This window comes from Acidimicrobiales bacterium (genome assembly GCA_016794585.1).
Taxonomy (GTDB): domain Bacteria; phylum Actinomycetota; class Acidimicrobiia; order Acidimicrobiales; family DATDAH01; genus JAEUJM01.
In genome coordinates this window covers 1-24,218 of the sequence record JAEUJM010000048.1, presented here as the reverse complement: position 1 = coordinate 24,218, position 24,218 = coordinate 1, and the positions used below count along the sequence as shown (strand labels likewise).

The 24,218-nt window shown below is 72.3% G+C and carries 20 protein-coding genes; 10 read left to right on the top strand and 10 right to left on the bottom strand.

The annotated features are described in order from the left end of the window. Window positions 1-466: hypothetical protein (locus JNK12_24895; protein MBL8779185.1), on the top strand; the 466-nt coding region annotated here is incomplete at its 5' end. Window positions 467-497: 31 nt separating this feature from the next. On the opposite strand, the gene JNK12_24890 is transcribed toward JNK12_24895, so the two are convergent. Next, complete coding sequence (locus JNK12_24890) at window positions 498-680, bottom strand: hypothetical protein (GenBank protein MBL8779184.1); 183 nt, start codon at window positions 678-680, stop codon at window positions 498-500. 45 nt (window positions 681-725) lie between these two features. Continuing rightward, a complete protein-coding gene (locus tag JNK12_24885; GenBank protein MBL8779183.1) occupies window positions 726-3,413 on the bottom strand; it encodes a hypothetical protein in 2,688 nt (895 codons plus the stop codon). Window positions 3,414-3,584: 171 nt separating this feature from the next. Between JNK12_24885 and JNK12_24880 the strand changes: the two genes are divergently transcribed. Continuing rightward, a complete protein-coding gene (locus JNK12_24880; protein MBL8779182.1) occupies window positions 3,585-4,247 on the top strand; it encodes a hypothetical protein in 663 nt (220 codons plus the stop codon). A gap of 696 nt (window positions 4,248-4,943) precedes the next feature. Here JNK12_24880 and JNK12_24875 read toward each other — a convergent pair. The 5 genes from JNK12_24875 to leuC all read right to left on the bottom strand — a co-directional run bounded on the left by JNK12_24875 (window position 4,944) and on the right by leuC (window position 12,350). Next, window positions 4,944-6,455: an SDR family oxidoreductase gene (locus JNK12_24875; protein ID MBL8779181.1), complete on the bottom strand. Its 1,512-nt coding sequence runs from the start codon at window positions 6,453-6,455 to the stop codon at window positions 4,944-4,946. A 230-nt stretch (window positions 6,456-6,685) separates the two neighbouring features. Beyond that, the gene (locus JNK12_24870; protein ID MBL8779180.1) at window positions 6,686-8,743 is read right to left on the bottom strand and encodes a beta-propeller domain-containing protein; all 2,058 of its coding nucleotides are present in this window, start codon (window positions 8,741-8,743) and stop codon (window positions 6,686-6,688) included. Between the two features lie 94 nt (window positions 8,744-8,837). After that, window positions 8,838-10,181 (bottom strand): flavin monoamine oxidase family protein, encoded by a 1,344-nt coding sequence (locus JNK12_24865; protein MBL8779179.1) that lies wholly within the window; start codon window positions 10,179-10,181, stop codon window positions 8,838-8,840. A gap of 166 nt (window positions 10,182-10,347) precedes the next feature. Then, a complete protein-coding gene (leuD, locus tag JNK12_24860) occupies window positions 10,348-10,938 on the bottom strand; it encodes a 3-isopropylmalate dehydratase small subunit (protein MBL8779178.1) in 591 nt (196 codons plus the stop codon). A gap of 5 nt (window positions 10,939-10,943) precedes the next feature. Continuing rightward, the gene (gene leuC / locus JNK12_24855; GenBank protein MBL8779177.1) at window positions 10,944-12,350 is read right to left on the bottom strand and encodes a 3-isopropylmalate dehydratase large subunit; all 1,407 of its coding nucleotides are present in this window, start codon (window positions 12,348-12,350) and stop codon (window positions 10,944-10,946) included. A 77-nt stretch (window positions 12,351-12,427) separates the two neighbouring features. On the opposite strand from leuC, the gene JNK12_24850 reads away from it, so the two are divergent. The 3 genes from JNK12_24850 (at window position 12,428) to JNK12_24840 (ending at window position 16,190) form a co-directional block, all read left to right on the top strand. Beyond that, complete coding sequence (locus tag JNK12_24850; GenBank protein MBL8779176.1) at window positions 12,428-13,099, top strand: helix-turn-helix domain-containing protein; 672 nt, start codon at window positions 12,428-12,430, stop codon at window positions 13,097-13,099. 215 nt (window positions 13,100-13,314) lie between these two features. Beyond that, window positions 13,315-14,883, top strand: coding sequence for a Ppx/GppA family phosphatase (locus JNK12_24845; protein MBL8779175.1), 1,569 nt, complete (start codon window positions 13,315-13,317; stop codon window positions 14,881-14,883). A gap of 113 nt (window positions 14,884-14,996) precedes the next feature. Continuing rightward, the gene (locus tag JNK12_24840; GenBank protein MBL8779174.1) at window positions 14,997-16,190 is read left to right on the top strand and encodes a PQQ-dependent sugar dehydrogenase; all 1,194 of its coding nucleotides are present in this window, start codon (window positions 14,997-14,999) and stop codon (window positions 16,188-16,190) included. A gap of 108 nt (window positions 16,191-16,298) precedes the next feature. Here the strand turns inward: JNK12_24840 and JNK12_24835 are convergent, their stop codons facing one another. Both JNK12_24835 and JNK12_24830 read right to left on the bottom strand, forming a co-directional pair. Continuing rightward, window positions 16,299-17,144, bottom strand: coding sequence for an alpha/beta hydrolase (locus tag JNK12_24835; GenBank protein MBL8779173.1), 846 nt, complete (start codon window positions 17,142-17,144; stop codon window positions 16,299-16,301). Between the two features lie 72 nt (window positions 17,145-17,216). Next, window positions 17,217-17,687, bottom strand: coding sequence for a transcription elongation factor GreA (locus JNK12_24830; protein MBL8779172.1), 471 nt, complete (start codon window positions 17,685-17,687; stop codon window positions 17,217-17,219). Window positions 17,688-17,961: 274 nt separating this feature from the next. Between JNK12_24830 and JNK12_24825 the strand changes: the two genes are divergently transcribed. The 4 genes from JNK12_24825 to JNK12_24810 are packed head-to-tail and all read left to right on the top strand — an operon-like array spanning window position 17,962 to window position 22,018. Beyond that, window positions 17,962-18,945, top strand: coding sequence for a 3-isopropylmalate dehydrogenase (locus JNK12_24825; GenBank protein ID MBL8779171.1), 984 nt, complete (start codon window positions 17,962-17,964; stop codon window positions 18,943-18,945). Window positions 18,946-18,950: 5 nt separating this feature from the next. Continuing rightward, on the top strand, window positions 18,951-19,871 hold the full coding sequence (locus JNK12_24820; protein ID MBL8779170.1) for a branched-chain amino acid transaminase: 921 nt from the start codon (window positions 18,951-18,953) through the stop codon (window positions 19,869-19,871). After that, entirely contained in the window at window positions 19,858-21,477 is a 1,620-nt protein-coding gene (locus JNK12_24815) for a citramalate synthase (GenBank protein MBL8779169.1), read from the top strand. Before JNK12_24820 ends, JNK12_24815 begins: the two co-directional genes overlap by 14 nt. A gap of 25 nt (window positions 21,478-21,502) precedes the next feature. Next, window positions 21,503-22,018 (top strand): hypothetical protein, encoded by a 516-nt coding sequence (locus JNK12_24810; protein MBL8779168.1) that lies wholly within the window; start codon window positions 21,503-21,505, stop codon window positions 22,016-22,018. A gap of 91 nt (window positions 22,019-22,109) precedes the next feature. Here JNK12_24810 and JNK12_24805 read toward each other — a convergent pair whose 3' ends face one another. After that, window positions 22,110-23,237 carry a hypothetical protein gene (locus JNK12_24805; GenBank protein ID MBL8779167.1) on the bottom strand — a complete coding sequence of 376 codons (1,128 nt, stop codon included), beginning with the start codon at window positions 23,235-23,237 and terminating at the stop codon, window positions 22,110-22,112. Window positions 23,238-23,309: 72 nt separating this feature from the next. Here JNK12_24805 and JNK12_24800 point away from each other — a divergent pair. Next, window positions 23,310-24,218, top strand: a 909-nt coding sequence (locus JNK12_24800) for a magnesium and cobalt transport protein CorA (GenBank protein MBL8779166.1), incomplete at its 3' end; no start/stop codon positions are given.

The following is a 24,218-nucleotide window of genomic DNA, read 5'->3' as shown; positions in this document are numbered from 1 at the left end:
GGACGTTGCGCCCGAGGACGTGCTGCTGTCGGTGCTGGCGCCGGAGGACGTTGCGCCCGAGGACGTGCTGCTGTCGGTGCTGGCGCCGGAGCTGGTGGCGCCGGAGGACGTTGCGCCCGAGGACGTGCTGCTGTCGGTGCTGGCGCCGGAGCTGGTGGCGCCGGAGGACGTTGCGCCCGAGGACGTGCTGCTGTCGGTGGACGCGCCGGAGGAGGTGGCGCCGGACGAGGTGCTGCTGTCGGTGGACGCGCCCGAGCTCGTGGCGCCCGAGGAGGTGGCCCCGGACGACGTCGTCCCTCGTGCCGCGGAGAGCGCAGCGGGGGCGGAGCCCGCCGGCGTGACGAGGACGCTGGCGCCGAGGAACAGCAGGCCCAGGACGAGGATGACGAAGCCACCCGACCGTGCACCTGCACCGTGCCGACGGATCGATCCGCCCGTCCCCCAGGAGCCCATCGCGGCATCGTAAGAACGTCGATCCGGCGTGTCTCGCGTAGCGACTACGCGTTTTCGCGAGCTTGCTCCGACTTGGCGTGGGCGATGGCGAGGAGGCTGGGGACCGCCGCCACGGTGATGCCGAGGCGCTCGGCCAGGTCGGCAGGATCCAGGCCGGCGGCCTCCAGCTCGAGCGCCAGCTCGTAGGCCGCGGCGAGGTTCGGTCGATGCATCTCGGCGCCTGCCATACCGAGGACGCTACGGACGCTGTCGCGGGGTGTCTCGCGTAGCGACTACGCGAATTCGCCGCCGTCGTCCAGGACGGTCGCCAGCTCGTTCCGGCCGTGGACGCCGAGCTTGGTGGTGGCCCGCAGCAGATGCCCTTCGACCGCGCGCACCCCCACGCCGAGGCGTGACGCGATCTCCTGGTTGGTCAGCCCGCGCGCCGCGAGCGCAGCGATCTCCGCCTCTCTGCGGGTCAGCCGGACCCCGGGCGAGGTGGTGTTCGGATCGGGCAGGGCCACGCCACCACACCGCCCGAGGTGCTGACTGGCTCGGCCCCGGGCCCTCGTCGCGCTCGACCGTCGACCTTCCTCCGCGTAGGCCCGCGCCGCTCCGCCGTAGGCCCGGGCCGCTCGCAGGTGGACACCCAGGTCGCCGAATCGTGCGGCGACGGCTTCGAGCGCCTCGCCGTCGCGCTCGGCCACGGCACGAGCATGGTCCCGCCACAGGTCGATCCACGGGATTTCCGTCGCATTGGACAGGGCGTCGAGGCGCTCCGTGATCGGACCTGGCGGCGCGCCGAAGTCCACGGCGGCGTTGAGGGCGACCGCGGCGCCGTACCGATCGCCTCGCGCCGCGGCACGATCGGCGGTGTCCATGGCGATGTCGCCGGCGCGGCCCCGGGCGCCCGCAGCGGCGGCCGCGTGCGCACGCGCCAGGTGCACGTGGATCTCGAACACGTGCACCGGCGCGGCATGGCCCAGCGCGGCGGCCTCCTCGGCGGCCTCGTCGGCTTCTTCGCTGTGGCCGGAGAGGGCCGCCGCCCAGGCCTGGAGGCCGCGGCACCACGGGAGGTAGTGCTGTGGGTCGAAACGGCCGAGGACGGTGGCGGCCTCGGCGAGCCACTCGCGGGCGACGTCGACTTCGCCCCGCTCCAAGCTGAGCTGCCCGAGGACGAGCGCGGTGCCGCCTTGGACCTCGTCGTCGCCGTCACGCGACGCGAGGTCGTGGACGAACGAGATCACGTCCTGGGCGTCGTCGAGGCGTCCCAGCGCGACCAGAGCGTGCACGCGCTGGCCCAGCACCCGACCCACGTCGCGGGGGTTCTGCTCGGCCCGGGTCAACGCCACCGGCAGCAGTTCGTCGCACATCTGAAGCGCGTCGCCCGGGCGGCCGGAATGGGTCAGCGCGCTCGCTGCGGAGGTGACGCCCTGGAGGCGGGCACCGACATCGACATCGGCGTCGGTCGCCCAATCGGTCAGCGCGAGCGCTCCGAGGATGTCGCCGACGTCATTGCGGATCGAGGCTCGAAGGGCGAGGACGTGGAGGCGCAGCGTGGGATCGACGATGGCGTCCCCGACCCGGACGAGCGCCGCTTCCGCATCGTCGGGACGGCCGAGTCCCCAGAAACGCACGTCCGACAGGAGCCTGGCGACTGCCACCGTGTCGGCTTCGTCGTCAAGCGATCGTTCAAGTGGTTCCAGCAGGTGTTCGGCCTCCTCGTAGCGCTCGTCGGCGATCAACGCTCGCGCCAGGGTCGTGCAGGCGCGGGTGCCGCCGCTGGCGTCGACCGCCGCGCCGGCCAGCCGCGCGGCGACGGTGGCGTCGAAGCGCCGGAGGGCCAGGTCGGCCGCATCAATGAGGAGGTCGGGGTCCGCGTCGAGGCCCGCGTCGAGGTGCCACTGCGCCACCAGCAAGGGGTCGACGGGGAAACGAGCCGAAAGGGCGATCAACCGTGAGGTGAGCCGCTGGCGTTGGGCAATCGTGAGGTCGGTCCGCAGGACCTCGCCGAGCAGGGGGTGATGAAGACGCAGCGACGGCGTCGCCTCGGAGGACGTCGTGACGAGGCCGCGCTGCTCGCACGCGGCGACGGCGTCGGCGCCGACCTCGTCGAGCAGGGCGTCCACGGCGAGCGGCTCTCCGAGAGCGAGCAACTCGAGCACGGACCGTTGCGTCGGCGAGAGATCGGAGAACGATCGGGCGAGCAGTTCGCGCAGCCGGACGCCGACGGGCATCCGGCGCCCCTCCCAACGCCAGCGGCTGCCGTCGAGCCGCAGGTCGCCGACGTCGAGCGCGGCGCGTGCGAGCTCACGCAGGTAAAGCGGGTTGCCGCCCGTCGTGGTCCACACCCGGTGCGCCGTGCCGTCGTCGGCGGCACCAGGGAGTGCCGCTCGCAGCAGGGCCTGCACGTCGTCGCGGCCGAGCGGCTGCAGCTCGACGCGTTCGGCGATCTCGTCCCGCCACAACGCCGTGATCGCGTCCGGTCCCTCCTCGCCGGTGCGGACCGTGACGACGACCTGGACCTCGCCCTGCTGAGCGAGCTGGAGGAGGAAGGCAGCCGACACCTCATCGAGGAGGTGCCCGTCGTCGACTCCGAGGAGGGCCACATCACCGTCAGCCCCCTCGCCGATACCGGCGCGCAGACCGTCCCGAACGCGGCGGAACAACTGCGATCGGTCGGCGCCCTCGGTCGATTCGACGTCCACCAGCAACCCCAGCAGGGCACCGAGCGGCGTTGACGCCGCTGAGCGCGTCGCCGTCACCGAACCGACCACGTTGCCGCCGGCGGAGAGCGCTTCGCGCGCCAGCCGGGTCTTGCCGACCCCGGGCGCGCCGCCGATCACGACCGACCGTCCCCGTCGGAGCTGGTCCAGGACGAGGTCGAGCTCCTCGACGCGACCGACCACCGGCCACTCGTCCAGGAGCGAGACCGTCACCCGCCGCAGCCAGCCCTCAGCGCCATCGGTCAAGGATGGCACCGGTCGGGCCTCGGCGCCGGGTGATCGGTGCGGTGCGAGGTGCGACGGCGTCGGGTCGACGTCACGACTCGCCGCAATCGAGGTGCGGTGCACCGCTCCGGCGCGCCCGCCCGCCCGAGCTCTGGCACCCAGGGCGACTCGACGGCGGTCCGCCTCGGTAGCGTCGGCGAGGTGGGACCGCTGGAGGGGCTCGAGGCCATCGGGAAGCAGGACGTGGTCGTCGGCCCGGGCCTGCGTCACCTCGAGGTGTTCACCCTGCGGGGGCTGCTGACGATCCTCTGGCACGGCGACCGCGACGCCGACTCGGTCGTCGTGCTGGGCGGCGGCGCCATGGGGGGCCTCCTCGGCCCCGCCGACGGTCTCTACCCGTTCCTGGGGGACGAGTTGGCGACGCCCGGAAGTGGAATCGGCGTGCTGCGCGTTGGCTGGCGCAAGCCCAACGACCTCGACCGCTGCACCCACGACCTGCTCGCCGTGATCGACCTTGCGTCCCGGTCGGGCGCCCGCAGGGCGATCACCGGCGGCCACAGCTTCGGCGGCGCCGTGGCGGTGCGGGCCGGGGTCGCCCTCGACGAGCTGTGCGCCGGCGTGGTCACCTTCGCCACGCAGTCCGCCGGCTGCGAGGTCGTCGACCAGCTGTCGGCGCCGCTCCTCGCCTTCCACGGGGATCGAGACGAGCTGTTGCCCCTCGCCTGCTCCGAGCTCGTGGCCGAGCACGCCGGCGGCGGCGGCGAGCTGCGGGTCTGCGCCGGAGCCGGCCACCTGATGGCCGAGGCCGACGCCCAGCTCCGCGCCGACGTCCCCACCTGGGTCCGCGCCCGCCTCGCCGGCTGAGGCGGCGGTCCTCGGTTCTGGGCACCGTGAGGCCGACGGTGGCGGCCTGAGGCTTCCCGAAATCACGGCGTGGGCGGCGCTGGGCTCGGTCGTGGTGTTTCTCGGCGCGGTGTGGCCGCCAGTGGCGGCGCGACGCTTCCGAGAACTCTGGACCTCGGCGGGGCGGGCGTCGCGGTCGACGCTCGACGTCGGCGCGCGAGCGAGGGAAAAAAGGCGCAGGGAAGGGGCCCGCCGCTCGGCGGATCTCACCCTGCGTGCCCGTCGAGCCGTCTCCTCACGAACTCGAGGCAGTAGCCCCCGGATTCCGACAGGTATTGCCTCGAGATCGGCGACGGTCGCCCCATCGAGCACCGTCGGTGGCGATTCGTCCGTCGACCTGCCGACTGAGGGCGTTCCGGGTTCTCGGCGCCCTGGAGCCGCTGGAGGCGGCCTTCGCCTTCCCAGAATCGAGCGGCGTTGTGGTCGAGTCGAGGGTGCACCGTTCTCGGAAGCCGGGCACCGCCGGCGGCGGCCTCAGGCTTCCGAGAACGTGGCGACTATGAATGCTGCCGCAGCCGAGGTGCTCGTGGTCGCGCCCGCTGAGGGTCGGGCCGAAGGGCGCCGCAGGACGGACTCACCGCAGACGCCGCCCCGTTCTTCGCGTCTTTGCCGTTGCCTTCGCCGTGTGGGCGGCGCCGCGGGCGGAGGACCGGCGGATCAGCGGGTGGAGCGCTGCGGGGCGTCGGTCGAGACCGCGGGTGCAGACGCCGCTGCGTCGGCGAGGGCGCGGCAGAGCGGGCGGAAGATCAGGGTGTGGAAGGGCAGGACGCTGTACCAGTAGAGACGGCCCCACAGGCCCTTCGGGTGGAACAGGGCCCGCTGGTGGAGGGTGCAGCCGGCGTTCGGGTCGGACTCGTCGTGGGGTTCGATGCGCCACTCCAGCCAGGCCTCGCCGGGGAGGCGCATCTCGGCCCGCAGGCGCAGCAGGGTCGTGGGCTCGTAGGCCTCGACCCGCCAGAAGTCGAGGGCGTCGCCGACGCGGAGGTCGTCCGGGTGGCGCCGCCCGCGACGCAGGCCGATGCCACCGACCGCCCGGTCCATCCAACCCCGGATCGACCACAGCCAGTTGGCCACGTACCAGCCCCGCCGGCCGCCGATGCCGCTGACCGTGCGGAACACGGCGGCGGGGGAGGCGGACGTGTCGGCCTCCTGGACGTCGGCGAGCATCGTGCCGCCGGCCCAGTCCGGATCGGAGGGGAGCGGATCGGCCGGCGAATGGCCGGGCAGGTCGGCGCCGGACCACCGGGTGGCGACCTCGAGGTGCTCGACCCGCTGAAGGGCGAGGGCCACCGCCTCCCGGAAGGGCAGGCACTGATGGGGCAGCACGTCGTCGATGGCGTGGTCGTGCACCACCACCTCGGTGCTGAGACTCTCGACCAGCGGCTTGGCCAACCCCGCCGGCAGCGGGGTGACCAGCCCGATCCAATGCGACGAGAGCCGCGGGGTGAGGACCGGCACCTGGAGCACGAGGCGCTTGGGGAGGCCGGCGATCTCGGCGTAGACCCGCATCATGTCGAGGTAGGTGAGGACGTCGGGGCCGCCGACCTCGAGCACGCGCCCGGCGGCGTCGGGCTCGTCGATGGCCGCGACGAGGTAGTGGAGCATGTCCCGGATGGCCACGGGCTGACAGCGGGTGGTCACCCACTTGGGCGTGACCATGGCCGGCAGGACCTCGACCAGGTTGCGCAGCATCTCGAACGAGGCGCTGCCCGACCCGATGATGACGGCGGCCCGCAGCTCGGTGACGGGCACCGAGCCCGCCGCCAGCACCTGGCCGACCTCGTGGCGGCTGTCGAGGTGGGACGAGAGCCCGGGGCCGTCGTCGCCGAGGCCGCCGAGGTAGACGATCTGGCGGACGCCGGCGGACGCGGCGGCGTCGCGGAAGGTCTCGGCGGCCAGCCGGTCTCGGGCGGCGAAGTCGGCGGCGCCGCCCATGGAGTGGACGAGGAAGTAGGCGGCGTCGACCCCCGACAGCGCGTCGGCCAGCGACGAGGCGTCGGTGACGTCGCCCCGGACCACCTCGACGTCGTGGCGCCAGGCGAGGTCGTCCAGCTTGGACGGGGTGCGGGCGAGGCAGCGCACGGTGTGCCCTGCGGCCAGAAGCTCAGGGACGAGACGACCGCCGATGTACCCGGTGGCCCCCGTCACGAGGACCGTCTGCGCAGCCATGCCCCCACCCTGGCAGCGGCGCGGCGTTCCTCCGCCCTTCAGCGGCGGATTCCTGCGTCGATCCCGTGGCGGTGGCCGGACCGGTCGGGCGGATGGTCGGAGCCCGGAAGTGCCCCTCCCGGGCTCCGCTCCGCCCTGGCCGTGAGCGCGGTGACCGGATCCTGGTCGACGCGCGACGCAGGCACGGGGTCGCCTGCGGCCGACACGGCGACCGCAGGCGCCCCGTGGCCCTACGAGAGGGGAACCGTGGCCTGTGGGCTGAGGGTGGCGAGGTCGCTGGCCACCAGGCTGGTCTCGGACAGGGTGTAGACGGTCTCGCCGACGACCACCGAGCGGGTGAGCGCCGAGCCGTCGTCGTGGGTGACCCGGCCCACCTCGTCGATGCCGTCGGTGGCCACGTGGAAGCCGACGGCCCCGTTGAACGACTCTGTCGGCCCGGGGCAGGGGACGGTCACGCCCTCGGTCTGGGTGCAGAACACGTCGCCGCCGTAGGACTGGACGGGCAGCATGGCCAGGCCGGTCTCGGGCCAGTAGAGGAAGGCGTGGTGGTCGTACTCGGCGGCCGACGACGCTCCCGGGATCGCCACCTGCTGGAGGCGCCGGGGGTCGGCGGGGTCGGACACGTCGAAGAGCGAGAGCTGTGTGCCGGTGGTCTGGCCGGTGGCGGTGGCGTCTTGGCCGATGCCCAGGAGCAGGTCGCCACCCAGCGGGTGGAGGTAGGCCGAGTAGCCGAGGATCTTCAGCTCGCCCACGACCTGTGGGTCGGCCGGGTCGCTCAGGTCGACGGTGTACAGCGGGTCGGTCTGGAGGAACGTGACCACATAGCCCATGTCACCGATGAAGCGGACCGAGTAGATCTGCTCGCCCTCGCCGAGTCCGCCGACCTGGCCCAGTTCGGTCAGCGCGTCGCCGTCGTCGCCCAAGGTGGTGACGTAGCTCTCCTGGGTGGCGTCGTCGGTGGTGGCCACCCGCAGCAGGTCGTCGGGCTCCGAGGCCTCGGACATCGAGAACTGGTCGAGCAGGCGGCCCCGCACGTTGCCCGACACCTCGTAGGTCGCCGGGCCCTCGCCGTCGGTGGAGAAGCGGTGGATCGAGGTGGTCGGCGCCGGCGGGGGTGGGGGGAAGTCGTTGGTCGGGTCGGTGGTCGTGTCGTCCACCGTGGGGTAGCTCGTGGTGGCCACGTACAGGTGGTCGGTGGAGGCGTAGACGTGCTCGCCGTCGGCGAGGATGCCGGTGGCGTCGCCGGTGCCCAGCTCGCCGGGCACGTCGAAGGTGAGCACGGCCAGGGTGCCGAAGCCCGAGAACTCGGCGGGGAGGGACATGCGCTCGCAGTCGACGAGAGGGCCTTCGTCGACGACGGCCTCGTCGCTGCCCGCCGGGTCGGTGACCCGCCGGTAGGCGGGCAGCCAGTCCTCGACCTCGGACTCCTCGATGATGCGGCGGTTGGCCTCCTCGGCGATGGCCTCGGCGTCGGGGTCCGAGCTGCTGGGGTACACGAACGTGAGCTGTTCCGGCTGGGCGGTGACCACCACCCGGGCGGTGTCGCCCACGAGGCGGGCGTCGAGGATGGAGCCCTCGACCTCGAGGGTGTCGATGACGGCGAGGGCGTCGGGCGAGCTGATGTCCACCTGGGCGATGGCCGTCGTGGTGGCCTCCACCGGGGCGAAGCTCGAGTCGACGGCCACGTCGCCCTCGATGGGCATGGCGTAGCCGTAGCCGCTGGTCAGCACCAGGGCGCGGTCGCCGGCCACGAGGAGCTGCTGGCCGTAGCCCTCGGGCAGGTCGACCGTGCCGGCCACGACGGGCTCGTCGCCCGTGACGTCGACCCAGTGGAGCTTCCCGCCGGCCACGACGAGGAGGCGCTCGCCGTCGGCCTTCACGAGGTCGGGCTCGTCCACGCCAGCTTCCTGGATGTTGGTGCCGGACACGTCCTCTGGGGACGTGGCGGTGGTGGTGGGGGTGGTCTGGCGGGCGTCACCTGCGGTGGGCGCCGCCAGGGCGTCGCTGGAGGCCGCGTCCCCGGCGATCTCGGCGCCGGCCATGTCGTCGAACATCATCGGCCCGTAGTCGCCGAAGCCGTACGGACCGACCTGCTCGAGCGCCTCGGTGCGCACCTCGTCCAGGAAGTTGTCGCAGCTGCTGACGGGCTGGAGGGCGGCGATGGGCTGCGCCCCGTCGAGGGAGGCCCGGTCCTCCACCCCGTCGCCGGACGCGCAGGCGCCCGCCACGAGGGCGAGCGCGAGTGAGGTGCTGAGGAGCGGGATGAGGGTGCTGCGAGGGCGGCGCATCGGTGGGCCTCCGTGTCGTCGGTCACACCTATGACGTGGCGGCATCACCCCCTGGTTCCCGGTGGCGCGGGAATTCACCGAAGGCGGGAGGGCCCTAGCTGAGCGCGTCGAGGACCTCGCGGGCGGCACGCTCGCCCGACTCGACGGCGCCGTCGAGGTAGCCCGACCACTCGGTGGCGGTCTCGGTGCCCGCCCAGTGCAACGGCCCGATGGGCAGGCGCAGGGACTTGCCGAACTGCGTCCACACTCCGGGTGGGCAGTGGGCGCCGTAGCACCCCCGGGTCCACTCCTCGGCCGCCCAGTCCCGCTCGACGTAGCCGGTGGGGTGGGCGGCCTCAGGGCCGAAGTAGCGCACGGCGCAGTCCACGAACGCGGCCCGGCGGGCGGTGGGCGAGCGCCGCCCCCACTCGACACCGTGACGGCCCTCGAAGAAGCCGAGGAGGATGCCCTTGTCGTCGTGGGGCTGGGAGTTGTCGAAGGTGACGGCCACGGGGCCGACGTCCGAGGCGGCCTGGCCGCTGAGGTCGGCGTCGCGCCAGAACGGGCGCTCGTAGCTGAGCATGGCCTTGATCACGTAGCCGTGGGGCAGGCGCTGGGTGAGCAGGTCGCGCTCGGCGGGCAGCGCCGGCCCGTAGGCGATGCGTCCGGCGAGGGTCGGGGGGATGGCCACGACCGCCCGGTGGGCCCGGTAGGTGCCGGCGTCGGTGTGGACGGTGACGCCGTCGTCGCCGTGGTCGATGCGGCGCACGGGCTCGGAGAGGCGGACGGCGTCGCCCAACCCGCTCGCCAGCTGCTCGCAGACCAGCACGGTGCCGCCCACGACGCGGTCCTGCTGGGCGCCGCCCGTCGTCCCGATGAGGCGCTCGAGGCCCTGTCCGGACTCCAGGTAGAACAGCGTGTGCAGGAGCGAGAGGTTCTCGGGCTCGGTGGCGAAGACGGCCTGGCAGACGATCTCGTAGAAGGAGCGGGCGTCCTGGGTCTTCACCGTGCGGCGGATCCAGCTGGCAAAGGTCTGCTCGTCGAGGCGGTCGGCCTCCGGAGCGTTCCACGGGGCGTCGAGGGGGATGGTGTCGCGCCACTTGTCGACCTGGCGTTGCGCCCGGAGCAGCTCGGCCAGGGCGAGCGGGTTGAGGGGCGGGTTGTCGCCCTTCGACACCTTGCGGGTGCCGCTCAGCTCGAACACCGACGCGCCCCGGTCGTAGGTGGGGTGGGTGACGAGGCCGAGCTCGGCGATGAGGTTGAGGATGCGGTCCTGGCCGGGCCCGACCCATTGGCCACCGATCTCGACGGTGACGCCGTCGATCTCGTCGTTCAGGGTGCGCCCGCCCACCCGGTCACGGGCCTCGACGACCACCACCGAGTGCCCGGCGTCCTGGATCCGGCGCGCGGTGACCAGCCCGGCCACCCCGGCTCCCACGACCACCACGTCGGCGTCCACATCCCGAGACTACGGCCCCCCGGCGCCCCACCCCGCCTCAGGGGCGGACCATCGAGGACTTTGGCGAGGTGTCGGTGTCAGGGGCGGGTGAGGTGGCGGAGCGGAGCGGAGCCGCGGGGGCGACGAACCGGATGCCGAAGGCGCCCCGAGGGACGAGGGGCCAGTGTCACGTGGACGGGAGGTAGCTGGGGCGGGCGGACTCGAAGGTGTCGATGTCGCCGGCCGAGCGCAGGGTGATGCCGATGTCGTCGAGGCCCTGGAGGAAGCGCTCTCGGGTCGAGTCGTCGAGCGGGAAGGGCTCCTCGATGCCGAGCGCCGGCGCCGACACGGTGCGGCGGTCGACGTCGACGGTGATCTCGACGGTCGGGTCGGCCACGACGGCCTCGAGCAGGCGCCGGCCGACGGCCTCGTCCACCTGCACCGGCACGAGGCCGTTCTTGGTGCAGTTGTTCCGGAAGATGTCGGCGAAGCGGGGGGAGATGACGGCCTTGAAGCCGTAGTCCATGATCGCCCACACGGCGTGCTCCCGGGACGAGCCGGTGCCGAAGTTGGGGCCGGCCACGAGGATCGAGGCGCCGGCGTACTGCGGCTGGTTCATGACGAAGTCGCGGTCGTCGCGCCACTCCGAGAAGAGGCCGGCGCCGAAGCCGGTGCGCTCCACCCGCTTGAGCCAGTCGCTGGGGATGATCTGGTCGGTGTCCACGTCGGATCGGTCGAGGGGCACGGCGGTGCCGCTGACCACGGTGACTGCTTCCATGGCGATCAAGCCTCCAGGTCGTCGGGGGTGGCGAAGGTGCCGGCGATCGCCGTCGCGGCGGCGACGGCGGGGGACACCAGGTGGGTGCGACCACCCCGGCCCTGGCGACCCTCGAAGTTGCGGTTGCTGGTGGACGCGGCGCGCTCGCCGGGGGCGAGCTTGTCGGGGTTCATGGCCAGGCACATCGAACAGCCCGGCTCGCGCCAGTCGAAGCCGGCGGCGGTGAAGATCTTGTCGAGGCCCTCGGCCTCGGCCTGGTCCTTGACCTTGAACGAGCCGGGAACCACCAGCGTGCGCACGCCGTCCTTGACGTGGCGGCCCTCGACCACGGCGGCGGCGGCCCGCAGGTCCTCGATGCGGGAGTTGGTGCACGAGCCGATGAACACGGTGTCGACCGGCACCTCCTTCAGGGGGGTGCCGGCGGTGAGGCCCATGTACTCGAGGGCTCGTGCGGCGGCTTCGCGCTGGCTGGCCTCGGCGAAGCTGTCGGGATCGGGCACCGTGTCGGCGAGGGGAGCGACCTGCGCCGGGTTCGTACCCCAGGACACGTAGGGCGACAGGCTGGCGGCGTCGAGGGTGACCTCCTTGTCGAAGGTGGCCCCGTCGTCGGTGGGCAGGGTGCGCCAGTCCTCCAGCGCCGCCTCCCAGTCGGCCCCCTTCGGGGCGAACGGACGACCCTCGAGGTAGGCGAAGGTGGTGTCGTCCGGAGCGATGAGCCCGGCCTTGGCGCCCGCCTCGATCGACATGTTGCAGACCGTCATGCGGCCCTCCATGGAGAGGCTGCGGATGGCCGAGCCGCGGTACTCGATGACCGAGCCGATGCCGCCGCCGGTGCCGATGCGGCCGATGATGGCGAGGATCACGTCCTTGGCCGTGACGCCGGCGGGCAGGTCGCCGTCGACGTTGATGGCCATGGTGCCGGGGCGCTGCTGGGGGAGGGTCTGGGTGGCCAGCACGTGCTCGACCTCGCTGGTGCCGATGCCGAAGGCCAGGGCCCCGAAGGCGCCGTGGGTGGACGTGTGGCTGTCGCCGCAGACGATGGTCATGCCCGGCTGGGTGAGCCCCTTCTCCGGGCCGATGACGTGGACGATGCCCTGGCCCGGGTCGCCCATCGGGTACAGGGTGACCCCGAACTCGGCGCAGTTGGCCCGCAGCACCTCGACCTGCTTGCGCGAGATGGGGTCGGCGATGGGCTTGTCGATGTCGGCGGTGGGGACGTTGTGGTCCTCGGTGGCGACGGTGAGATCCGGGCGGCGCACCGTGCGCCCCGCCAGGCGCAGGCCGTCGAAGGCCTGGGGCGAGGTGACCTCGTGCACGAGGTGGAGGTCGATGTAGAGCAGCTCGGGCTCACCCTCGACGGACCGGACCAGGTGACGGTCCCAGACCTTCTCGCTCAACGTCTTCGGTGCCATGGTGGCGCTCCTCGTGTCCTCTGCCTCGATCGGCCGAGCTGCTTGTGTCTCATATACTGAGACAGTAGTCTTGCTTTGTGGGAACGAGTGTAAGCGGTGTGGGCACGTTCGACAAGGCCGTGCTGGTCCTCGACGCCCTGGAGGACGCACCTCTGGCCCTCGCCGGCCTCGTCGACGCCACGGGGCTGCCCCGGGCCACCACCCACCGCCTGGCCACCGCGCTCGAGGCCCATGGGCTGGTGCGGCGCACCGACGACGGCCGCTTCGCCCTCGGCCTGCGCCTCGTCGCCCTGGGCCGGGCTGCGGCCGACCAGCTGCCCCTCGCCGAGGCCGCTCGGCCGGCGCTGGCGGCGTTGCGCGACGCGACCGAGGAGAGCGTGCAGCTCTACGTCCGCCAGGGGGACCGGCGCGTGTGCGTCGCCGCCCTCGAGTCGCCGCACGGCCTACGCACCATCGTGGCCATGGGGGCGGCGCTGCCCCTCGACCGCGGCTCCGCCGGCCAGGTGCTCCGCGACGGTGCCGATGCGGGCGCCGCCGGCGACGGTCCCGGCTGGAGGGCCAGCGTGGCCGAGCGCGAGGCGGGCGTCGCCTCGGTCAGTGCCCCGGTCCGCGACGCCGACGGTCGGGTGGTCGCCGCGGTCAGCGTCTCGGGTCCCATCGAGCGCACGGGCACCGATCCGGGCGCCCGCTACGGCGCCGACGTGGTGCGGGCCGCCGAGGCGGTCGAGGCCGCCGCCGGCCTGCGCTGAGCGCCCGCGGAGCTGGCCCGGACACCGCCGGGCGGCCACTACGGTGCGGACGTGGCCTCTCCGTCGCTCCTGGCGCCGCCTCCGCGCGCGCCGCGGGCGTGCCGGACACCGGAGATCGGGCCACGGCCGGCGCGGCCCAGCGGGTCCCCGGCACCTCAGGAGCGAGCCTGGACGGCGACGGCTCGTGTGACCGACACGCCGTCGGCGAGGGCGTCATGAGCCCGGGTCCCGCGGCGCAGACGCTGGCGGCCATCGACATCGGCACCAACTCGGTGCACCTCGTCGTGGCCCGCGCCTACATGACGGGGCGCTTCGAGGTGATCGGCCGGGAGAAGGAGGCGGTGCGCCTGGGCTCGGGCCAGGGGGAGATGAAGCGCCTCTCGCCCGCCGCCATCGACCGCGCCATCGAGGCCCTGCGCCGCTTCCGCCAGGTGGCCGACGTGGCCGATGCGCCCGTGCGGGCCGTGGCCACCAGCGCCGTGCGCGAGGCGCAGAACAGCGCCGCCTTCCTGCGCCGGGCGTGGGAGGAGGCGGGCATCGACGTCGAGGTCATCTCGGGCTTCGAGGAGGCTCGCCTCATCCACCTCGGCGTGCTCCAGGCCGTGCCCGTGTTCGACCGGCGGGCCCTGTTGGTCGACATCGGCGGCGGCAGCACCGAGCTGCTGGTGGGCGAGCAGGGCGAGGCGCTGGCGGCCCGCAGCCTGAAGCTCGGCGCCATCCGCATGACCCACCGCTTCTTCGACGCGGCCCGCCTCAAGCCGGGCGCGGTGGACAAGGCCCGCCGTTACATCCGCTCGAACCTCGTCGCCTTTGCCCGGGAGGTCGAGCGCTTCGGCTTCGACGTGGCCGTCGGCAGCTCGGGCACCATCGAGGCGCTCGCGGCGATGGCGAACGCCCGTCGGGGGGAGTCGGCGCCACAGACCTTCAACAACTTCTCCTTCACCGCCGCCGAGCTCGACTCGGTGGTCGCCGACCTGGTGGCGGCGCCCACCGTCGCCGAGCGCCGCAAGGTCCCCGGGCTCGACGTCTCCCGGGCCGACATCATCCTCGGCGGTGCCCTCATCCTCGAGCAGGTGGTGGCCGCCTTCGGCATCGACGAGCTGCTGGTGTCGGACTACGCGCTGCGCGAGGGCGTGCTCCTCGACACCCTCCAGCGGCTGCGGGGCCGATCGCTCCACCACCTCAGCGACCTGCGCCGACGCAGCGTCGACCACCTCGCCGCCCTCATGGACGACGACCCCGACCACTCCGCCCGGGCGGCCGAGCTCGCCCTCGCCATCTTCGACGAGACCCGGGACCGACACGGATTGTCCGAGGACACCCGGGAGTACCTCGAGGCGGCGGCGCTGCTCTGCAACGTGGGGCTCTTCCTGTCCCACGCCCAGCACCACAAGCACTCGTACTACGTGATCCGTAACTCCGAGCACCTCACCGGGTTCACCGATCGCGAGATCGAGATCATCGCCCAGGTCGCCCGTTACCACCGCAAGAGCGCCCCGAAAGTGAAGCACCCCGAGTTCGCCCGCTTGAAGCCGGCCGACCAGGACCTCGTCCGCGCCCTCGCCGGGATGCTGCGGGTGGCCATCGCCCTCGACCGCACCCGGGCCGGCGCGGTCGAGGCGGTGCACCGGGTGCGGGGCCCGTCGGCGGGCGACGCGGTCGAGTTGGCGGTGACCTCGGCCGACGGCGCCGACGTCACCCTCGAGCTCTACACCGCCGGCGAGGTGAAGGCCCTCCTCGAGCAGGTCCTCGACCGCGAGGTCCGCCTCACCCTCGCCGCCTGACCCGCGGGCGCCAGAGGGCCTGACTGGACCTGCGCCTGTGCAGGAACGAGGCTTGCACTGCCGTGCTGCGACCACCACCACGCCGATCCACCTCCTGGTCCGCTGCACGGGGGATGGCGCTCACGGCGCTCGTCGTGCTGTCTGCATGCTCCAGCGGCGACGGCGGGACCGGCGCGACCACGGCACCGACCACCACGACGCTGCTCCCGGCCGATGCGGCGCCGCTGGAGCTGGCGGCCACTCTCGACGGCGCGGCAATGGCCATGGCGGTGCGCTCCGGCGACGAGGGCGCCGTCTACCTCGCCATCCGTCGGGGAAGCGTGGTCCGGGCCGTCCTGGGGTCGGAGGGGTCGCCGGCGGTCGTCTCGGACCCGGTCCTCGAGTTCGCCGACGACGTGAGCCTGGGTCCGGAGCAGGGACTGCTCGGCATCGCCTTCTCGCCCGACGGGCGACGGCTCTACGTCAGCTACAACGACCGCAGCGGCGACTCCGTGCTCGCCGAGTACCGGGTGTCCGGTGCCCGGGACGATGCCACCGTCGACCCGTCGAGCCGGCGAGAGGTCCTCCGGGTCGAGCGCGACCCCGAGTCGTTCCACAACGGCGGAAACATCGTGTTCGGTCCCGATGGCTACCTCTACTACGCCCTCGGTGAGGGTGGCGGCCTTCAGGCCGGTGTGGACAACGGCCAGGACCCTGCGACCCTGCTTGGCAAGATCCTCCGCATCGACCCGACCGGCGCGACGAGGCCCTACGCGGTGCCGCCGGACAACCCGTTGGTCGACGTTGGCGGGGCGGCTCCGGAGGTCTGGCTCTGGGGCGTGCGCAACCCCTGGCGATACTCGTTCGACCGGACCACGGGGGACCTGTGGGTCGCCGATGTGGGGGAGCAGCGGATCGAGGAGGTCAACCTCCTGCCGGCCGAGGCCGAGGGCGGTGATGCCGGGCGGGGCGCGAACCTCGGATGGGCGGAGATGGAGGGCGACCGGCCTTACGACGGCGGGCAGGAGCCCGAGGACCACACCGCCCCGATCTTCACCTACCGCCACGCAGACGGTGGATGCGCGGTCATCGGCGGCTACGTGTACCGAGGCGAAGCGATCCCCGATCTCGACGGCGCCTACCTGTACGTCGACCGCTGCCGGCAGCGTCTCGAGGGCCTGCGCCAAGCCTTCGGCGCGGTGTCGGAGGAGCTCGACCTCGGTGCCACTCCCGAACGGACCAACTCCCTCGGCCAGGACGCCGACGGGGAGCTCTACCTGCTGCAGCAGTCCGGCCACGTGTTTCGCATCACCGGCAGTCAGCCGTAGCGGTACCGGACCCGACTCCCGAGCTCGGCGTTCCGGCTCCCGGGATCGTGAGGCGTACGTCGCGACCCTGGTGCCAGAAGCCGGAAGCCAGGAGCCGGAAGGGTCGGGTCAGGGGTGGGGGAGGCGGGCAGTGACGTCTTCGCAGGCGTCGAGCAGGACGGGCACGAAGCGGTCGGCGCCCTGGACGCAGCAGACGTGGTCGCCCTGCACGGGGTGGACCGTGGCGCCGGGGATGGCGGCGGCCAGCTTGCGCTGACGGTGGGGTGGCACGATCTGGTCGAGCTCGGTGACCACGACGGCGGTGGGCACGTCGATCTCGTGCACCCACTCGTGTGAGCTGTAGCGGCCGAGAGCGGCCCCGGCCTCGATGATGGTGTGGGGCTCGCCCCGCCGGTACTCCTGGAGGGCCCAGGGGCCGTAGGTACCCTCGCCCGTGCGGCCGGCGAGGACGCGGAGCGCGGCCCGGCGGCGCCACGAGTCGGGGGTGCCCCGGGCCAGCACGGAGAGGCCGCCCATGGCCCGGAAGGTGAGCTTCTCGCCGGGCTTGCCCCGGAAGTTGCGGGACGTGGCGCAGAACACGAGGCCCTCGACGAGGTCGCGGTGGCGGTGCCAGAGCAGCTGGGCGATGGGGCCGCCCATGGAGTAGCCGACGGCGACCACACGGTCGACGCCGAGCGCCGCGCACGCCGCGGCGGCGTCGTCGGCGCAGTCGGCGAGGCGGAAGCGGTCCTCGGAGCGGATGCCTCGGCCGTGGCCGCGATGGTCGATGGCGAGAACGGACCACCGCTCGCTCAGCGGCCCGTACTCGGGGAACCAGTTGAGGTCGGCGCTGGCCGTCCAGCCATGGAGCAGCAGCAGGGTGGGCGCCCCCGGCGGGCCCTCGGCGTGGCGGACGAAGGTGGTGCCCCGGCCGGGCAGCTCGAGGGCACGTCCCGGCGGGAGCGGTGGCGCCAGGACCGGGCGACCCGACGACGTGGGAGGGGCCGGAGCGTCGGGCGGGGAGGAGGGGGCGCCGGCGTCCGTGGCTCAGCCCTCGATGTCGACGATGGTGACGGTGAGGGTGCCGCCGGGTGCCTCGAAGCTGACCTCGTCGCCGATCTTGGCGCCCATGAGCGCCTCGCCGAGCGGGGAGTTCGGGGAGATCACGTCCACGTCGGGGCGCTTCTCCTCGATCGAGCCGATGAGGTACTTCTCGGGGTCGTCGCCCTCCTCGTAGACGATCGACACCACCGCGCCGCCCGTCACGGTGTCGCTGACCTCGTTGTCGTCGACGATCTGGGCGATCTCGAGCAGGGCCTCGAGGTGGCGGATGCGGGCCTCGGTCTTGCCCTGCTCCTCCTTGGCGGCGTGGTAATCGCCGTTCTCCTTGAGGTCGCCCATCTCTCGGGCGACCTCGATCTTGCGGGCGATGTCGATGCGCCACTCGGTGGTGAGGTGCTTGTGCTCGGCCTCGAGGCGGTCGTAGGCCGCCTGCGAGAGGAAGTGCGTCTGCGCCATCGTGAAAGGGTAGCGAGGGGCCAACGGCGAGGGAACGCCGGGAGACCGCCGGGATTCGCGTCACCGCCGGGTTGACGTTTCGGAGCCGAGGCCCGACACTTGTGCGCAGTGTCTGGCCTCCTCACCTCCGCCATCACGATTCCCTAGCGCACGCCGGCTCCCCGGCGTGCGCCTCCGACCGTCCACCCTGGTGGGCGGTTTCTTCGTTTTCCACCCCAACCTCGAACCTGCCTGCAGCGAGCGGGCGGCCACCTGGACAGGAGTCCCCTTCACCATGAGCACCCACCGCATCGGCGTCGTCGGCGGCGACGGCATCGGCCCCGAGGTCACCGCCGAGGCCCTCAAGGTCGTGGCGGCCACCGGCGTCGCGCTCGAGACCGTCGACTACGACCTCGGTGGCGCCCGCTACCTGCGTGACGGCGTCGTCCTGCCCGACGAGGTCGTCGACGAGTGGCGGGGCCTCGACGCCCTGCTGGTCGGCGCCGTGGGCACGCCCGAGGTGCCGCCCGGGGTGATCGAGCGCGGCCTGCTGCTCAAGATGCGCTTCGACCTGGACCTCTACGTCAACCTGCGGCCCTTCCTGCTGCCCGAGAACGACGTCGACTTCCTCGTCGTCCGCGAGAACACCGAGGGCAGCTACGCGGGGGAGGGCGGCTCGCTGCGCAAGGGCACCCCCCACGAGGTGGCCACCCAGGGCTCGGTCAACACCCGCATGGGCGTCGAGCGCGCCGTGCGCTTCGCCTTCGACCTCGCCGCCGGCCGGCCCGCCCAGAACCTCACCCTGGTGCACAAGACCAACGTCCTCACCTTCGCCGGCGACCTCTGGCAGCGCACCTTCGACGAGGTGGCCACCGAGTACCCGGCCGTCGCCACCGCCTACAACCACGTCGACGCCGCCTGCATCTACTTCGTCGAGTCGCCCCAGCGCTACGACGTGATCGTCACCGACAACCTCTTCGGCGACATCCTCACCGACCTCGGGGGCGCCATCTCCGGCGGCATCGGCTTCGCGGCCTCCGCCAACCTCAACCCGGCCCGCACCGGCCCCTCGATGTTCGAGCCCGTGCACGGCTCGGCGCCCGACATCGCCGGCAAGGGGACGGCCAACCCCGTCGCCGCGGTGCTCTCGGCTGCGATGATGCTCGAGTTCCTGGGCGAGGCGGACGCCGCCGCCCGGGTCCGCAAGGCCTGCGCCGACCCGACGGCGCTCGGCGGTTCGACCAGTGCGATCGGCGATGCGATCGCGGAAAGGGTGTAGGGGACATGCCAATCGACAAGGTCGAGAAGATCTGGATGGACGGCGAGCTCGTCAACTGGGACGACGCCAACGTCCACATCCTCACGCACACGCTGCACTACGGCTGCGGGGTGTTCGAGGGCATCCGCGCCTACCAGACCGATCGCGGCGCCGCCGTGTTCCGCCTGCGGGACCACATCGAGCGCCTCTTCAACAGCGCCAAGATCTTCATGATCGACATCCCGTACACGGTCGACGAGCTCTGCGCGGCCACGGTGGAGCTGGTGCGGGTCAACAACCTGGACTCCTGCTACATCCGCCCGATCGCCTACCTCGGCTACGGCGAGATGGGCCTCAACCCGCTGCCCTGTCCGGTCAACGTGTCGATCGCGGCCTGGCCCTGGGGCACCTACCTCGGCGACGAGGGTCTGAAGAACGGCGTGCGCATGAAGGTCAGCTCCTGGAAGCGCCACGACCCCAACAGCCTCCCGCCCGCGGCCAAGGGCACCGGCATGTACATCAACTCCTCGATGGCGAAGGTCGAGGCCCTCAAGGCGGGCTACGACGAGGCCATCCTCCTGTCGCCCGCCGGCCACGTCAGCGAGTGCACCGGCGAGAACATCTTCATGGTGCGCGGCGGCACCATCTACACCCCGCCCGTGTCCGCCGGCGCCCTCGAGGGCATCACCCAGGACTCCATCCGCACCATCGCCGGCGACCTCGGCTTCGACTACGAGGTGCAGCACCTCCTGCGCAGCGACCTCTACACCGCCGACGAGGCGTTCCTCTCGGGCACCGCCGCCGAGATCGTGCCCATCCGCTCGGTGGACGACCGCGACCTGGGCGAGCCGGGCCCCATCACCCGCCGCCTCCAGGACACCTACTTCGCCGCCGTGCGCGGCGAGGACGACCGCTACAAGGACTGGCTGGAGCATGTCAACGAATAGCCCGAGCCCGACGCTCCCTCAGCACGTCGACATCTACGACACGACGCTGCGCGACGGCAGCCAGCTCGAGGGCATCTCGCTGACCGTCGACGACAAGCTGCGCATCGCCGAGCAGCTCGACTACCTCGGCGTGCACTTCATCGAGGGCGGCTGGCCGGGCGCCAACCCCAAGGACGACGAGTTCTTCCAGCGGGCGCCGGCCGAGCTCGACCTCGACTTCTCGACCCTGGTGGCCTTCGGGTCCACCCGCCGGGTGAAGGGCAAGGTCGACGACGACCCGACGCTGGCCAACCTGGTGAAGGCCAACACGTCGGCGGTGTGCATCGTCGGCAAGTGCTGGGACTACCACGTCACCGAGGCGCTGCGAACGTCGCTCGACGAAGGGGTGGCCATGGTCGCCGACTCGGTCGAGTTCCTCGTGGCCGCCGGCCTGCGGGTGTTCTTCGACGCCGAGCACTTCTTCGACGGCTACAAGCACAACCCCGAGTTCAGCCTCCGGGTGGTCGAGGCCGCGGCGGTGGCCGGCGCCGAGTCCATCGTGCTCTGCGACACCAACGGCGGCTCGCTGCCGTTCGAGGTGGAGCAGATCGTGGGCCACGTCGTCGACTACCTGGACACCCCGGTGGGCGTGCACCTGCACGACGACACCGGCTGCGGCGTGGCCAACGCCCTCGCCGGCGTACGCGGCGGCGCCACCCAGGTGCAGGGCACCATCAACGGCTACGGCGAGCGCACCGGCAACTGCAACCTGTCGACCATCATCCCGAACCTCGGCCTGAAGATGGGCGTCGACACCATCCCCGCCGACCGCCTCGAGCGCCTCACCACGGTGTCGCACCACGTGGCCGAGCTGGTCAACATCAGCCCCGACCCTCAGCAGCCCTACGTGGGCGCCTCGGCGTTCGCCCACAAGGCGGGCCTGCACGTCAGCGCGATCGCCCGGCGCTCCGACGCCTACGAGCACATCCATCCGGACGCCGTGGGCAACGGCACCCGCTTCGTGGTCTCCGAGCTGGCGGGCAAGTCCACGCTCGAGCTCAAGGCCAAGGAGATCGGCCTGGAGATCGACGGGAAGGAGCTGACCGACGTGGTCGGCCGCCTGAAGACCCTCGAGCACGAGGGCTTCCACTTCGAGGCCGCCGACGGCTCACTGGAGCTGTTGATGCGCGACGCAACCGGGTGGGAGCAGCCCTTCTTCGAGCTGGAGTCCTTCCGGGTCACCGTCGAGCACCGGGCACCCTCCTCGGGCAGCACCGGCCAGGCCGGCGCCGGGGTGGTCACCGAAGCCACCGTCAAGGTGAACGTCGACGGCCACCGCGTCATCGAGACCGCGGAGGGCAACGGCCCGGTCAATGCCCTCGACCAGGCCCTGCGCAAGGCCATCGGCCAGGCCTTCCCCGCCCTCGACTCGTTGCACCTCACGGACTTCAAGGTGCGCGTCCTCGACACCGGCAAGGGCACCGGCGCGGTCACCCGCGTGCTCATCGACTCCACCGACGGCAACCGCACCTGGTCGACCATCGGCGTGTCGGAGAACGTCATCGAGGCGTCGTGGCAGGCACTCGCCGACTCGGTGATCTTCGGTCTGCTCAAGTCGTCCGAGTAGGCCTGCCGGTCTAGAGTCGGCCCCGATGTCCGCGCCCCAGTACGTCCCCAAGAGCGCCCGCCCCGGCGACCGTGTGTACGAGTCGCCGCCGTGGCAGCACGACCCGTGGGTCGAGCACCCCGCGGGCAACCTCGAGCAGGGGCAGCCGCGGGGCAACTTCTACGGCAACCAGGGGCCGGACCAGGGCTACGTGCTCCTGCTGGCCGAGCGCATCGAGCCGGTCCTCCAGGCCGGCGAAGAGCTCGCCGACGTGCGGGCCGGCGTGATCGGGGTCGCCCTCAAGCGGGCCTCGCTGTTCGGGCGAGCCCCGGTCATCCACGACCTGACCCTCGCCTTCACCCTCTTCGGCTACCTCGACGAGTCGCCCGACCCGGCGCTGGTCGACCTCCGCAAGGAGCTGTTCGCCTCCGCCGCGCACCACTACGCGGAGCGGCGGGCCATCGTCGACCTCGTCCCCGAGGCGGCGCTGCGCCAGACCCCGAAGCAGGCCGCCGAGGCGCACGCCGCCGACTGGCGCGCCGCCCTCGGCCTCACCGCCTGAGGGGCCACCCCCCGCCGTCCGGCGCCGGCCGCGTCAGGTGGCCCGCGCCGGCATCGACCGATCGTGCCGCGCGCCTCGTGCCGGCCGGGCCTCAGCGCTCGGACGGCGCCGCACCCGATTCGGGATCGGTGACGTCCTCGTCGCCCGTGTCGGTGGTGGTGGCGTCGTCGTCCTCGGACTGGTCGCCGACCACGTCGTCGCCGCCGGCCGGTGTGGCATCGTCGGACACCTCGTCGACCTCGACCACCCCGTCGCCTGCATCGGGCGAGGGCGCCGGCGCCGGGGCCGGGGCCGGGATCGAGCGGGTGAGCTGCCACGCCGCCACCAGCAGGGCGCCCAGGCCGTAGACCGTGGCCGCGAGGGTGAGCAGCCCGCCGAGGAAGGGCAGCGCGCCCACCACGCGGAGGATGAACCAGCCCAACACGAACGACCAGACGAGCCCCGTGCGCTCCTTCAGCATGAGGTTGCCCAGGAAGACCGCGCCGGCGACGTAGCCCAGCAGGTACAGGGGTGCCATGGCGGCCAGGCCCACGAGCCCCAGTGGGGTGGCCACGAGGGTGAACAGCAGCAGGCCGCACACGAAGGGGACGCCGAACGCCGCGATGACGCCGGCACCGAGGGCGGGCGCCACCGCCCGGCGGCCGACCTCGACCGTGCGGCGGGCCACCCCGCCGAAGGCTCCGGCGAAGATCAGGCCGGCCACGAGGGTCGACACCGAGATGGCCACCCACCACGCGATGCGCGCCGCGATGCCGATGCCGTTGAGGATGGCGGTGAACTGCACCCGATGGACCGAGCCGTCCACCTCGGCTCGATCGGAGACCCGGGGTTGGCGCGAGGACACCACGTCGCCCTCGACCGTGGCGGTGCGCTCGATCACGGCCTGGCCCCGCAGGACCACGACGTCGCCGGTCACGGTGCCCCGGATGACCGCGGTGCCGTTGACCACCACCACCGGGCCGTCGACGAAGGCATGGCGGTCGACGAGGACATCGGCGTCGCCGACGACGACGGCATCGGTGCTGGTGCAGGACTCGACGACGAGCGGGCCGCCGCGGACGAGGAGCTGCACGTCGACGTTGGTGAGGTCGATGCACTCCGGACCGCCCGTCCCTTCGTCGGTCCCCTGCGACGTCCCCGCGGCCGCGCCCCCCACGCCGAGGAGCAGCACCATGGCCAACGCTCCGATCCCCACTGCCAGTCGACGCGTCGTCCGCACGCTCTCTCTCCTCGGTTCGGGCCCTGGGCCGGCATCCCCGTCGTCGGCCCTGCGCGTGAAATGCTGTCCCCGATGTTCGTCGATGCCGCGCTCTACCGCAACGGGGTGCGCGATCCCGAGCCCTTCGACGTCACCCGCAAGTTCCACACGCCGCCGGATCCGAAGACGTTCCTGTGGGTCGGTCTGTACGAGCCGACCGAAGAGGAGTTCGCCACCGTCCGCGAGGAGTTCAATCTCCACCCCCTCGCGGTCGAGGACGCCATCAAGGCCCATCAGCGCCCGAAGCTCGAGTTCTTCGAGGACAGCGGGTTCATGGTGCTGCGCACCGCCCGCTACATCGACGAGACCGAGACGGTCGAGTTCGGCGAGCTCCAGGTGTTCTTCGGGCAGGGCTTCATCGTCACGGTCCGCCACGGGGACGCGGCGCCGCTGAACGCACTGCGCCTCGAGCTCGAGCGCGACACCGAGCGGCTGTCCTGCGGGCCGGCCGCCGTCCTGCACGCCATCGTCGACCACGTCGTCGACGGGTACCAGCCGGTGCTCTTCGGCATCGAGGACGACATCGGCGAGGTCGAGGAGGAGGTGTTCTCGCCCACGGGCCACAACCCCGTCGAGCGGATCTACTACCTCAAGCGCGAGGTGCTCGGGATGATCCGGGCCACCGGGTCGCTCCAGCAGCCGCTCGAGCGCCTGACCCAGCTGCACAACATCGACTACCTCCACGATGACATCGCCCACTACTTCCGTGACGTCCTCGACCACATCGTGCGTGTGCTCGACCAGGTGACCGCCTTCAACGAGATGCTCACCAGCATCCTCGAGGCCAACCTCACCCGGGTCAGCATCCGCCAGAACGAGGACATGAAGAAGATGGCGGCGTGGGCGGCCATCGGGATCGTGCCCACGGCCATGGCCGGGATCTACGGCATGAACTTCCGCCACATGCCCGAGCTGGGATGGCGATTCGGCTACCCGATGGCC